The organism is Psychrobacter sp. TWR1-1-1, assembly GCF_049895865.1.
GTDB lineage: Bacteria > Pseudomonadota > Gammaproteobacteria > Pseudomonadales > Moraxellaceae > Psychrobacter > Psychrobacter immobilis_A.
This window is the reverse complement of the sequence record NZ_JAFCTE010000023.1, coordinates 1-12,797: the sequence shown is the minus strand read 5'-3', so window position 1 is coordinate 12,797 and position 12,797 is coordinate 1. Positions and strand designations below refer to the sequence as shown.

Genomic DNA, 12,797 nt, shown 5'->3' with positions numbered 1-12,797 from the left:
ACGATTGGTTATGTGTCACCTTTTGAGTTTGAAAAGCAGTATTATGATAATTTAATCCTGTCAGGTGTTGCTGCCTGACTCAAGTAAATAAGCCTCCGATAAAGTCGGGGCGGTTCACATTTATCTTGAGCATCGTGATTAACTCCTAACAGCCCAGTTTTTATCTTTGCAATATGTTGAGCGCTATAACCAGTCAATGTTTTCGCAAGTTGATTGTCAGCATTCAAAATAAGAGAAAAATTGGTAATTGCTGTATGCCTAAACGCATGAAATGTATGATCTTTAGCTTCTTCGAATAAGCTCAATATTCTTCTCAGTACTGCAAGAGGTTCTGCATCATCAATTGGGTATTTGTCAAATGAGGGACTAAATATATAATCTGTTTTGTTGAGCTCATTCAGTTGTACGTATCGATTAAAAAAATTCAGTTCCTCATCAGATAGTAATGAAAAGGCAGCTACTCGGCGGATACTACCTTGAGTTTTTGTACTGCGGTAGATGTTTGGACGAACTACTAATGACGGTTCACCAAGCGCAAATCCTTCAATATCTGCATACCTCAATCCAAGCAATTCCTTTTTCCGCATACCTGTACGGTATGCTAAAACAAACAACAGTTTGTACATATCTGCTTCGAGAGGATCAATAACTTTTGGTATGTTTAACAGGATTGCTTGATACTCTATTGGTGAAATCCACTCGCTACGTACTACTCTTTGTGTTTGAGCTTCTTTAATACTTACTTTAGGGAAATGATAGTGCTTAACCCCTATGTCATGTAGACGCTGCAGCAACTTTGCTGAGTATTGAATGTCTTTGTTATTACGATAGACAGCTTTATGCTCCAAAATCTCTTCGTAGCATTCTTCAAAGTCCTCACTACTGTAAGTATTTAAAGGCTGTCCCAATAGGAAATAAAGCCATTCATAAGCTACCGAGCTCAAATAGCCCTGAATGGTCTCTTTTTTAGGGCGTGGCTTTGCGTTACATCTAGACAGCACAAACTGAATTAAAATCTTTTCAGCAATGTCACGCTCTTCATTTAACATGTTCGTTAAAGATTGGTTGATATCATACTCGTTGTCTTTAATTTTTTCTTTTTGCTGACGAGTGTTGTAATGACTGTCTAATTCTTTATAGATACGTTTAACGATATCTATCTTACGGACTTCGGCCAACTCAGAATACCTTACGGTATTTTTACTGACTTTGGATAGAGGCACCTCGACTGATAAAGATGGTTTGTTAGTTTTATACTCTTTATTTATTAGGGTGGAAAAATCATCTGTGAGTAGACCTGTGGTTTTACGCTTGCCTTGTGCAACTCCAATTAAGGCCTGATCAACAAAAACATTGGGCATCATTTCCCAGTGATAACTCGCATAATTTAGCAACCATGATAGAGAAGGGATCTTGTTTTTAGGTACTTGCAAAACCTTATTTAGATAGCTCCTTAGTGACCTTTCAATATCCGTGCTTGTCCTAAACAGGGAAGGTTCGTTAAATTTTCTACACCGGTACAACCAGCATTGGCTAATGATGTCTAGAGAGATTTGCTGAGTAATGTATAAAGAACTCTTTTTTACATTAGGAGACTCTATTCTTTCGTTGCCATAATTTGTTGTAGGGTAACGCACAGAAACAATCACATGATGATCGTTGAAGGCAGTTAAGACTGGTTGATCTAACAGAGTATTGACTAAAGCAGCCAGTAATTCTTTATCATTAATCCCGCCAAAAGCTATTAGTGAGAATACAAGCGACGCTAAGGACTGGTCTTGATTTTTACTTGCCGCCGCCCAGTCTGCCATTACCGCTTTAGTTATTTTATTAAAAATCTTGCCATTTTTTACCCAGTTTTCATCAATTGATAGTGGGTTTTCCTTTACTAGAACAGGCTCGCTAGGTAAAGGGTAGTGATACTCTGACTGCATATAAAACGTGTTGTAGTAGCTGACAAATTTAGTCAAAACCTCCCAAGCGTAGCGAAATTGAGCCATTGAAGTATAAATTTTAGAACAGACTAGATGTATCAGTTTTTTTGCTTGTTTTAAAAAACTTTCAAAATATTGCTCATCAATTGGGTATGTCATTAATGCTAATTGTTCTAAATAATCAGCATAATCTACTTCCCATTGTTTTAGCTTATTACCATCAATTGGCGTAGGGTGTTTCTCTAGGTAGATTTTTTGGTATTTCTTTGTTGAGAGGATCTTGTAGTCGAAAAATCTTTTATCTACATCTGTTTGATCGACTAGGTTTTGAAAGTCTTGGAATGCTTGTTTTTGGATAACGTCCCATAGAGCTTGAAATATACTTAGCAATTCATATTTTTGATAGATACGTTTTGATACGTCCTTTTGGTTTACGCTCAATATGTATTTATCGCCTTTTCGATTGGTAAACCCAGCAATGATTTTAGGTGGAAAAATATCTTTATTTCTGATTGAAGGGTTAATAGGCTGTTTTCTTACCTCACGAGCCTTACTTTTTTTCTTCCGTTTAGATTTCTGAGTTTGCTGCGACTTTGTTAATTCTTTGCGCGGCTTATGGCTGTTGTTATTTGATTTATTTTCTATTGGTTTCATTTGCTATCACATTCTTAAATTCATTTGTTGTGCGATTTCTTCAAAGGTATCACGCACTTGCCAAATTTGTTGCTTGTTTACTGATGAAAATTGCCCCAATGCTTCTTGTCGGTTTTTTTCATGACCAATCACTGTGTTGATCAATATCATTGAGACGTTAAGTTGTTCAAGTTGGGTACGTAAGAAGTGCCGTGTCCAATAAGAGTCCTCAAAAGGCATGTAGTCTGCTAGCAATTTTGAGATATGACTTCGCTTAATTTGAATAAGTTTATCGTAACTATCTGATAGTATATTCAGTAGGGTTAACTCATCTTGTTCTTGTTTGATCTGATGAATCATTTTATCTACCTTGGCAGTCGCATAAGGCTGATAATCGACAAGAAATAATTGGTACTTTTTTAAAATTGCCAAAAGAGTAGGGCACAACGGGATTAGTCGATGGTTTTTGACAGCCTTGTTAGGTTTATCTGCAACTTCATACCAACCTACCTCTAAGTCAATATCTTTAACATTAGTCAGTCCATTATTTGGACGAGTACCGGTTAACAGACAAAACTGGATCCAAACAAGAGCGCTATACCTATTAAAGTGTTCCTCTTTATTAACGCTATCATCAACCCATACCAATAGGTTCTGTAAAAACATATTGACGTACTCTAATGTCAGGGCAAATCCAGAGCCTGTAGTGAAGTCTATTTGGGTACTTAGCGGGCTAATAAAACTATCGTCTAATTGATTATCATAGTTAAGCAGCTCTATCGCTTGACGATAATGATTAACAAGAAAATCGTTACTATGGCTGCTGTAGTAGGTAGAGGGCGCAAGAGATGCTGGTATTCGACAAATCAGATCGGCAATATGTTGATTACTACCCTGAATATATCTGTGTAAGATGATATGTAAAGCGGTTTCAATCCGTACTATTGATAGATAGGGTAAGTCTACCTCTTCCTTTATAGCCCGAATATAGTCTGAGATATCCTCCTTGCTTGGTAAGTTTCTTTTATCAGAAAGGAGTTTTATTAATCCCGATGGCATAGGTAGACGGATGATACTTTCTTGGTTTTCGTGGATACTTGCATCATACTCCTGCTTACGATCAGTGATTTGTAGCTGATACTGCAAATATGCAGTATCTTCGAAAACGGTGAATAACCCAGAATCTGAAATGAAACCAGTTGTCATTAAAAACTCTACAGGAACCGCTGTCATCATTGATAGGAGTAAGATTAAAGAGGCTTTATTATATTTATAGTCGTATCGATGTGAATCTATCGCTAATCTGCCAAAAACTTGCTTTAAGCCTGCCACAGAAAGCGTTCGGACATTAGAGTTAAGCTCTAATTCTCTCTGACTAATATAGCTATGATGAACGTTTTTTTCTATCCTATGTAACGGTTGCATGTAACGAATTTTCTTATCAGGCAAATCTAAACTGACAATTAGTGGACGTTCTAAAGTATCGATATATTCTTCAATATTTCTAGGTTTTGTTGAGTTTGGTGAATACACTTCATCATCAAAATTTGGTATTGAAGGATATTGATAGTATAAATGTGGAGCTTCGTTTTCAATATCGTATCTACTCAGATTCCAGTAACTATTTTTTACCCAGGTTGAACCGTCTACAAAACTAGCTAACTGTTCGGTAATCTCTCCTTTAAAAGGATCCACATATCTATTTTTCTTTTTGCGCTGGCGAGTGATTTTTTTATTAGGATAGTAGGCTTGCTCAAAGCATTTAACAATCGCGTCAAGCTGCTTAAATTTTTTACTGCGGAATTTGATGGTTGAGTCACTTTCCTCAGTGTTTGTTAGCAGCTCTTTTCGTACTTGTTGTTCGTACGCTACTATTCTCAATTGTTCTACAAAGAATAAATAGATGAAGTCTACTGTATTTGATAACTCTTCTAAATCGTCAAGTTTTGGTAATATGCTCCAAATCCATCGGTTATTCTTAGCTTTAGAAAATACGGGTAATTTGAATCGGTTAATTATATTCGTTAAATGCGTCTTTACTTTTTTGTGATGTGATAATAACAAATACGTGTGAATGGATATGCATAACCATATTATTTCTTTGTGCTCATCACGGGTTAAGTTAGCTAGCAAGAAAAGTGGTTGTAGAATCGGAGGTAATGCGTTAAGCGTCTTTTTACTGACTTCTTCTTGAAAAAGCAAACCATTTTTTATAGCTATCAATTGCTCTATTGAAGGTGGCGATCGTTGTTGAATGCTGAAATTAATTGAAGTGGCAATTTCCTTTAATGAGGCTACCCAGTTCTCAGTGTAGTTACATCCATCTTCAATACTTAAAAAATCAACTTGTTTAATAAGCTGTGTATCCGTCAATAGAACGATTTGATTACCATCATCAGCCATTATGTTTCTCGCTATTTTTTGAATTCTTCCGTGCGTTATCGTATGTCTTTTTATGGATATTCATGTGTCTGCAAAATAGCAAGATAGAGTAGCTATTGAGATTAAACAAAAGCTGACATTGTTCTTTGGTCAAAATCTTGATTAAATCTTGATGTACTTCATAATAATTTAAATCTTCTTGGCTACGAATGGCTCTATTGAGAAAGTTAATAAGTTCATAAAAAATAGTTTCCAGCCTATGAAGTTCAAGGCATTCGTTGTTGTTAACGTAGATAAAATATACTTGCTTATCTGTAGCTTGCTGTATGTGTCTCTTACAAAAGATTGCTAAAATATAGTTGTTTAAAAAGATGAATTTTTTGTCTATGATTGTAACAAATGTAGTAGCTGCTAGTGCTCTTTCAATCTCTATCTCAAGAAAACCATCTTCTAATTTTGATAAGATCTCATAAGTTAGAATGTAAAGTTGCTTAAACTCGTCATGGTAAGTAATAAACTGCTCTGAGATATAATTGAGTGAGTATTGTTTTAGTTTCACTTTATAATCCATTATCTGATAATGTTGCAGGATGCATGCTCAGTAATTAGGGTAGGGGTACAGTCGAAGTAAGGTTTTATATTAGAAGCTATCAAGGATTTAACGGTTAATATATCTAATTTAAAAAGGCTCCCAGCACAAGCGTGGTAACTTCATAGAGGCTGGAGTGGATAAAGCTAAATAAGAACTAGAGTAAGAAGATAAAACTTGTCTCATATGTTGGATGTGGTTGTTATGTTTCTTTGCATGAGTTATGGCTTCGTATTCACTGCGCAGTTTTACAATATAGAATACTGAGTTGTCTTTCTTCTTTCGAAAACACAAGGCATAAATAGTTTCCTGAAAAAGTCTTTTACTTTTAATGCCATTATCAATTTTTTCGTACAGTACTGGGTTTTTTAGGAGATTTTTAATATTTATTTCAAAATCATCTAAATAAAAATCTATCGATGTTTTAAATAAGGTTTTGCGTTTAGTTATTAGGTGTTCACTAATATAAAGTGCTTGCACCCATATTTTATAGTCACGTTTAGTTGTAGTTACTGTACGATAGTGAGTTGATGGTTGGCTTTCTTTGTCAAATGGAGGTGTATTATTCTCTGCTTTTTTCATAGACTTTTTTACTAAAGCCATTTCTGAGTATCGTTCATAGCGTTCTTTAGCTAATAGGCATTGCTCAGTAGTGATTTTCCATGCTGAGTTTTTATGATAAGCAGGAGGTAGGATCGTAATTATTTTACCAGAACGTTCATCTTGAATTGCTACATAGCAGAATTTATCTTTTGGACTAAAAAATAGTAAATGCCGACGAGATGAACCTGCAATTTGCCCGATGTTCACACATGCTCCATTATCAAGCAGTCTCATTAACTCTAAACTATCTATAGATGTACGCTGAAAGATACGTTTAGCGGCATGAGAAGATGGATAGGAAAAACGTTGTTGACGTAAACTAAAGGCTTTCTGTTCTTTGTTGCTCATAAGCTTACCCGCCTAATTCAATTTAGCTGTCATCAAGCGATGCATGGCTATTTCTATATGTTATCCTCGCCAATATGAGGATTTTAGTCAACTAATTTAGAGAAAATAATAATTTATACATATATGCAGGCCTTGAGTGTAAATATTAAAAACTTCATAAAAATAGCTTCGGATAAAGTCGAAGCGTTTTAGTAAGGACATCTATTGAAATTGCGTTTATGATAGATACGATTAGTATAGTTACCAAAGAAGCAGTCATAAATATGTTTACTAGTGATTTATCTGTATATTTAGCAGAGTATTTGCTTAAAGATTGTCGAAGTATACAGCTGATTAGCAAGTGCTTCATAAGAAATATAAGGCTCATGAACCTCATAATGAAATAGAAGCTTTAGTTGTAGGAAGTTATGTTGAAGTGTTAAAAAAAAGGTCGCTATAGACCTTGAGGTTGAGTTCAGTTTCATTATTAGAAAATAAACCACCCATCTCTACAGATATTTTGAATAGGATACCTTATGACCGATAAAGTCATTGAAGCCATTAATAGTGGCACATTAACCGCGGATAACTTAACCCATGAAACACTTAGAGAAAAATACAAACGCCAACCTTATGAATATGGACCAGAAGCACTGAGTAGAGGTAGAGGTATTTTCGATGATACTGACCAATTAGACCAATACTTGTATTCTTATGGCAAAATGGGTAATGAGCAATGGGAGAAACAGTTTGAGTTTAGTATGATTGATGGCGATACCACAATTATTGACTATGGTTGCGGGCAAGGGTTATCCTTTTTGAACCTAGTCTGTAGATGGAGTCATGACGATGACAAAACATGGCAAGACTATCTCAAGTCTGTCATTCTTATTGAGCCGTCACAGATTGCTTTGAACCGAGCGCAAGCGATTGCACAGTTAAAGTTTCCAGATGCCACTATCCGGACTATCCATAAAAAGTTAGAAGAGTTGGATAATGACGATTTATCATTTGACGCCAACAAAGTAACAATTCATATATTTTCACAGATTTTAGACATACCCCTTACTGATAACTTTAATCTTGTGGAGTTTTTTGAAACCATTACTTCAACGATTGGCACGCACTATATTCATGTCGTAAGTCACGAAGTGGACGAGATGAATGATCAACAAAATATATTAAAGCTCTATAAGTATATTGTTAATAAGCACGTACATGTTGATGATCCAACGGATGAAATATGTCTTGTTTTAAAAACAGACCCAAAAGAACCTAGAAAAGTAAGAAAAATAGCCACTCATATGGCTTTAAACACTTTTAAGACTCAACGCAACAATAAGAGTTACACAGCTATGTTTGCTTGTATAACAACTTATTAAGAGAGAACCTTATGGACTTATTTGACACCGATAAGCACATTTTACCTTTTAAGTTCCCTGATGATATTGCAGGCTGTTCTTATCAGTGGAATCCAAGACTAAAGGGTTTTGATATTTTAGTGCCTAATGGTAAGTTATTTTTCGCACCTAATTTTTTTGACGAAAAAATCAGTAACCGAAGTGTTGAGTATTTTTTGGAAAATAACAGTCACTACTCTATAGAGAGCGACTGGAAATCTATTCCTACCAAAGAGTTTGAACAACTGATATTCGATAATATTGCATGGCAACAAGAATATATCAATCTGTACGGGCGCAAACCCATACCTCGATTGACAGCATGGTATGGTGATGAGGGTAAGTCTTACAGCTATTCAGGTATAAATCAGGAGCCCAACTCTTGGAATAAGGGGTTAACTTATATCAAAGAAAAAGTAGAAGAAGTTGCAGGTGTTCATTTTAATAGTGTTTTGCTGAATTGGTATCGTAACGGAGACGATTATTTAAATTGGCACGCTGATGATGAAAAAGAGCTTGGTATAAACCCAGTAATAGGCTCTGTCAACTTCGGTGCAACCCGTGATTTTCAGATTCGAAATAATACAAATTGTGATTTAAAATTAACCATACCTCTCGCTCATGGCACATTGCTAATAATGTCTGGTGAATTACAAAGTTTCTGGCAACATGCGGTCCCCAAGCGAAAGAAGATTAATAAGTCACGATTTAATTTGACTTTTAGAGTGATTAAATAATTTGAGAAACCATTAGGTATAGAGTGCTATTTCAAATTAAGTGCTAGTATTATAAAAACCTTTACCTTTCATGGGGCGAATATTTATATTACGAATGCCAATCTAAAGCGTTTAATTGAAAGTATTGACTCTGCAGGAATTGACACTAAAGAGTTACCTAACTATATCGAATTGACTCTCTGTCTTGCACTACTTATTAGTGTTGAAGTAGGTCTTTATATTAATAATATATCGCTCTATTGACTTTAGTAGTCTACGACCATTGCCTAAATCCTCTTGCGCCTCTCCTTTTAATTTCGATATCTTGCTATGTTTGTCTTGTAGTTTTTGAAAAAGAATACTTTCTTCTACAGATAGACTCTGAGCCTTATTCTTTTGCGTCAACCCTTCAAGACCTTGGTTTTTCCAGATATCAATAATTTCTTTTTCAAAGTTCTTGTACCGCTCTTCTAAATAATCCATTACCTCCTTATAAGAAAGTATGGATTTTTCAAGCATTGGCAGGATTCTTTTATTCAAAGACTCAATATCATCAATATAACTACTAACCTTAGCAACCTCTTCTAATTTAGTTATATCACCAATAAAGTCTAGTGTTTTGCTGATCATGGAGCCTTTAACATTCATTGACTTCGCCTGTTTCATCTGCCCTTCAATAGCGTCAAATGTAGCAATCTTAAAATCAAAATCCCTATAAGCTTTGTCTAGAATCCTATCATCTTCATCAATAATTTCTTCTAGATTACTTATCAATTTTTTTAACGCAATAACAATATAAGTATCTATGAATTCTTCAGGGCTTCTTTCACATATATTACAAGCTTTTACTAAGCTATCGAAGGCATCTTCCCAATAAGACTGTTCAATTACAACCTCCTTTGTAGACACCTTCTTACCTTTAAAGACCCTTTCATATATTTTCTTTTTATGGAATCTTTCAGAGTAACCTTCCATTTCAGAAGCTTCAGCATACTTGTAGTTTATCCAGTCCATAAAAGGATATATCTGAACGCCTCTATACACTAAAATGAGATAGAAATAGCTAGAATTACCATAGCCGAAATTGCTTTTAAATTCGATCTCTAATACTTCGTTTATTTTCTGCCTTGGCTTTGACCATCCCTGATACCGATGTGAGAAGGCAACCACATTCTTATTTGTAGACAGAAGCTGCTGTCGTGCCTTTAAAAATCTGTAAGCATGTATCCACAGCATAATATAGTTACAAAGTTCTTTCTTTAGCTCTGTTTTATTATTTAAATATTTCTTTTGCAGAGAGTCAGTTTTTTCTGACTTTTCTGATTGGGTTGAAGTATCGAGGCCTATCTTGTTTTTTTCATCTAAATACACTTGCTCTAAAAGCAATGATTTCTCATTAGTAGAGTGTAATTTATGACTTATATCTAAAGGTATAATAGGTACATACCTATCAGACAGACCTATGCAATAGTTAAAATACTCTTGGCGAGTTTCTACAGATAGAATCTTAGATATTTTTGGAATATCTGTTTTACTTATAAAGTCTATAATGGGCTGTACGCTATATAACTCTACATCATCAAACATTTTTTTTATTTCACTAAAGATTTCAGCATATAAAGGCTCTATCCTAAAACGAGCTTTAGAAAACTCCGTATTTTTTAAATTCTCTATATAAAATATGTAATCAACATTTATACCTTTTGCGTCAGAGATATATTTTTCATCAATGTCAGCTAATGCTTCACGCCTAGAGTCATTATCATCTAATAATAGTCTAGGCAGTAATTTCTCTATTTCTTGATTACTACAGGTCATGAATTATCCATATTTAATTGAGTTATCTTGTTGTGTTCTGAGGTTTAAATCACTTGGATTAGCACTAATAACTAAGTTAGTTCTGGTGAACTTATAGACCATAATAGGTCATTATTACCATTAGTTGAAGATGTATTGTTTCCAACTAATGTATTGCAATAGTTTTTCTATTTAAACAAGACTAATTCCTTTTTTATCTCGTCCTGAACCGCCCCGAGTATATCGGAGGCTGGTTTACTTGAGTTAGGCAGCCATGCCTGACAGGATTAAATTATCATAATACCGCTTTTCAAAACTAAAGGGTGACATATATCCAATCGTGCTATGCAAACGGGTTTTATTGAACCAATCTACTGATTCAAGGGTTGCCAGTTCAACATCGTTAATGCCAGTCCATTTCTGCTTTAAATAATCAATCAACTCAGACTTGTATAGCCCGTTGACCGTTTAAGCCAATGCATTGTCATATGAGTCGCCAGTCGCGCCGACAAAGGCAGTAACGCCAAAGTCAGTTATTTTATCGGTGTAGCGAATAGATAAATACTGTATCCCTCGATCACTATGATGAATCACATTCTTAGGATTATTCCTATCTACTACTGCTTGATTTAACGCTGCCGTCATCATGTCCGTGTTCATACGGTTAGAGACTTTCCAGCCTGCAATAGCGCGAGCAAACACATCAATAATAAAAGCGGTATGTAACCAACCGCTGGTTGTCTTGATATAGGTAAAGTCAGCAACCTATAACTCGTTAGGACGATGAGCATTAAAGTTACGATTGACCAAGCCTTTAGCGCACTTTTGGTCATCACGAGATTTAGTCGTTATTTTGACGTTACCACGCCAAACGCCTTGCATGTCATACTGCCTCATTAAACGTCCTACCGTACAGCGCGCTACATGAGTGCCTTCCGCTTTCATCTGATGCCAAAACCTTACGTACACCATGACGATACTTGCTGTCTAGCCAAATACGTTTAATCTCGCTGATATAATAGTCGTCATGCTGACCGCGCAATGAGCGCTTTTCAGGACGGCTTTCTAAGTCTTTAACACGATAGTAAGTTAACGTGGCAATCAGTCATACTCTATAGAATGGCTCAATCTTATATTCCTGCTTGTTAACATCAATAAAATCGACTATTACTTGGGTGGGCGGCTCGTCTCCGCTTGGGCGAAAAAGGTAGTAGCCTTACTTATAATCTCATTGGCTTGTTTGAGATCTTTATTCTCTCGTTCAAGCTCTTTAATAAGCTGCTCTTGGCTTTGAGCTTGTACCGATGCCGGAATGGTTTGGTCTATATGCTTTTTATTCCATGATCGCAGAGTTTCAGGTGCACAGCTAATCTTTGACGCTATGGTTTGGATAGCTGACCATGTGGAGGGATAGTCGCCCGACGCTTCAATCAGTACGCGAACGGCGCGTTCTTTAACCTCAGGAGTATAAGTCTGTTTTTCATTGTCGTATTCTCTCAGAATGTTGAGTCTCCAATAATACCGGGGCAGTTAAGTATGCTGATTAAAATATGAATAACTCTTGATGCCTTGAAAGCCCTATAGAACCAGAGAAATTAGTATAGATTTCTTATTGGTTTTTATCGTCAGTATAATTTTTGATGCACCACCCGAAATATGAAACACATAGTGTATGATGAGGTTTCAATCATTTAATAGAGATATACAATAATGCTAAAAATTATTGCAGCTTTATTTAAATCTATCAAAGTGGGTTTTAAACTAGTTAGTAAGGGTTCTCAGGAAGTGAGCATAGCTATGGAAAAACTTGATAAGGTATTAGATATAAAAATAGAAGAAGGTGAGAAGAGATTAGAGGAAGCTAGGAAAAAACATGAGGAGTATGAAAAAAAATCAGCTAAAGAACAAGGGTTCGAGACTGTAGAAGAGTGGCGTCAATATATGGATGAGATGACGAAAGAATTCTTTAAGTGAAAAAATATTGCCTCAAGCGAAAATTGCATTTCTAAAGTCTCATTTTATGCAAAATATATCTCTATTGGTTTCAGAATATGGAACTTTATAGCATTTGCAAGGCTTACCATTTTTACAAGGCTATCGCATTGCTTACATGGGTGAAAAAAATTTTGAGGCTGAAATCGTTCGTTCTTATGGCTATGCGCTGTTAGTAAACCCTGTGCCGATTGCTACAACTAGCAATCAAAAGAGCGTAGCAATGTCATTTACGCTCTATATAAAAAAGGCTGTTTGCTCTTGAGTATGTATATAAGAATGTGAGTTGGGAGGTAATGTATGACTGAACCGCCCCGGGATTGTCGGAGACTCAACATTCTGAGAGAATACGACAATGAAAAGACAAACCTACACTCCTGAGATTAAAGAACGCGCCGTTCGCATGCTGATTGAAGCGTCGAGC

Annotated in this window: 9 protein-coding genes and 1 pseudogene; 4 read left to right on the top strand and 6 right to left on the bottom strand. The window is 35.7% G+C overall.

The window, feature by feature from the left end:
* Positions 1–41 precede the first annotated feature (41 nt).
* From ACP69U_RS13035 to ACP69U_RS13020, 4 genes are all read right to left on the bottom strand, one after another.
* The gene (locus tag ACP69U_RS13035) at positions 42–2,588 is read right to left on the bottom strand and encodes a tyrosine-type recombinase/integrase (protein WP_426138744.1); all 2,547 of its coding nucleotides are present in this window, start codon (positions 2,586–2,588) and stop codon (positions 42–44) included.
* 6 nt (positions 2,589–2,594) lie between these two features.
* Entirely contained in the window at positions 2,595–4,970 is a 2,376-nt protein-coding gene (locus tag ACP69U_RS13030; RefSeq protein ID WP_426138743.1) for a hypothetical protein, read from the bottom strand.
* On the bottom strand, positions 4,963–5,508 hold the full coding sequence (locus tag ACP69U_RS13025) for a hypothetical protein (protein WP_426138742.1): 546 nt from the start codon (positions 5,506–5,508) through the stop codon (positions 4,963–4,965). Before ACP69U_RS13025 ends, ACP69U_RS13030 begins: the two co-directional genes overlap by 8 nt.
* Before the next feature lie 120 nt (positions 5,509–5,628).
* On the bottom strand, positions 5,629–6,489 hold the full coding sequence (locus ACP69U_RS13020) for a hypothetical protein (RefSeq protein ID WP_426138741.1): 861 nt from the start codon (positions 6,487–6,489) through the stop codon (positions 5,629–5,631).
* Between the two features lie 515 nt (positions 6,490–7,004).
* Between ACP69U_RS13020 and ACP69U_RS13015 the strand changes: the two genes are divergently transcribed.
* Both ACP69U_RS13015 and ACP69U_RS13010 read left to right on the top strand, forming a co-directional pair.
* A complete protein-coding gene (locus tag ACP69U_RS13015) occupies positions 7,005–7,850 on the top strand; it encodes a hypothetical protein (RefSeq protein WP_426138740.1) in 846 nt (281 codons plus the stop codon).
* 11 nt (positions 7,851–7,861) lie between these two features.
* Positions 7,862–8,605: an alpha-ketoglutarate-dependent dioxygenase AlkB family protein gene (locus ACP69U_RS13010; protein WP_426138739.1), complete on the top strand. Its 744-nt coding sequence runs from the start codon at positions 7,862–7,864 to the stop codon at positions 8,603–8,605.
* A gap of 189 nt (positions 8,606–8,794) precedes the next feature.
* On the opposite strand, the gene ACP69U_RS13005 is transcribed toward ACP69U_RS13010, so the two are convergent.
* Both ACP69U_RS13005 and ACP69U_RS13000 read right to left on the bottom strand, forming a co-directional pair.
* Positions 8,795–10,402: a hypothetical protein gene (locus ACP69U_RS13005; RefSeq protein ID WP_426138738.1), complete on the bottom strand. Its 1,608-nt coding sequence runs from the start codon at positions 10,400–10,402 to the stop codon at positions 8,795–8,797.
* Positions 10,403–10,645: 243 nt separating this feature from the next.
* Positions 10,646–11,881 (bottom strand): annotated as a pseudogene (locus ACP69U_RS13000) (IS3 family transposase).
* Positions 11,882–12,091: 210 nt separating this feature from the next.
* Between ACP69U_RS13000 and ACP69U_RS12995 the strand changes: the two are divergent.
* Positions 12,092–12,355 (top strand): hypothetical protein, encoded by a 264-nt coding sequence (locus ACP69U_RS12995; protein ID WP_426138737.1) that lies wholly within the window; start codon positions 12,092–12,094, stop codon positions 12,353–12,355.
* A gap of 94 nt (positions 12,356–12,449) precedes the next feature.
* Complete coding sequence (locus ACP69U_RS12990; protein ID WP_426138736.1) at positions 12,450–12,638, top strand: hypothetical protein; 189 nt, start codon at positions 12,450–12,452, stop codon at positions 12,636–12,638.
* The last annotated feature ends 159 nt before the right edge of the window (positions 12,639–12,797 follow it).

What these genes read in the sequence shown, in the direction of transcription:
- ACP69U_RS13015 (WP_426138740.1), top strand. Translation starts at nt 7,005, where the DNA reads ATGACCGATAAAGTCATTGAAGCCATTAATAGTGGCACATTAACCGCG.
- ACP69U_RS13010 (WP_426138739.1), top strand. Translation starts at nt 7,862, where the DNA reads ATGGACTTATTTGACACCGATAAGCACATTTTACCTTTTAAGTTCCCT.
- ACP69U_RS13030 (WP_426138743.1), bottom strand. Translation starts at nt 4,970, where the DNA reads ATGGCTGATGATGGTAATCAAATCGTTCTATTGACGGATACACAGCTT.
- ACP69U_RS13020 (WP_426138741.1), bottom strand. Translation starts at nt 6,489, where the DNA reads ATGAGCAACAAAGAACAGAAAGCCTTTAGTTTACGTCAACAACGTTTT.
- ACP69U_RS12995 (WP_426138737.1), top strand. Translation starts at nt 12,092, where the DNA reads ATGCTAAAAATTATTGCAGCTTTATTTAAATCTATCAAAGTGGGTTTT.
- ACP69U_RS13005 (WP_426138738.1), bottom strand. Translation starts at nt 10,402, where the DNA reads ATGACCTGTAGTAATCAAGAAATAGAGAAATTACTGCCTAGACTATTA.
- ACP69U_RS13035 (WP_426138744.1), bottom strand. Translation starts at nt 2,588, where the DNA reads ATGAAACCAATAGAAAATAAATCAAATAACAACAGCCATAAGCCGCGC.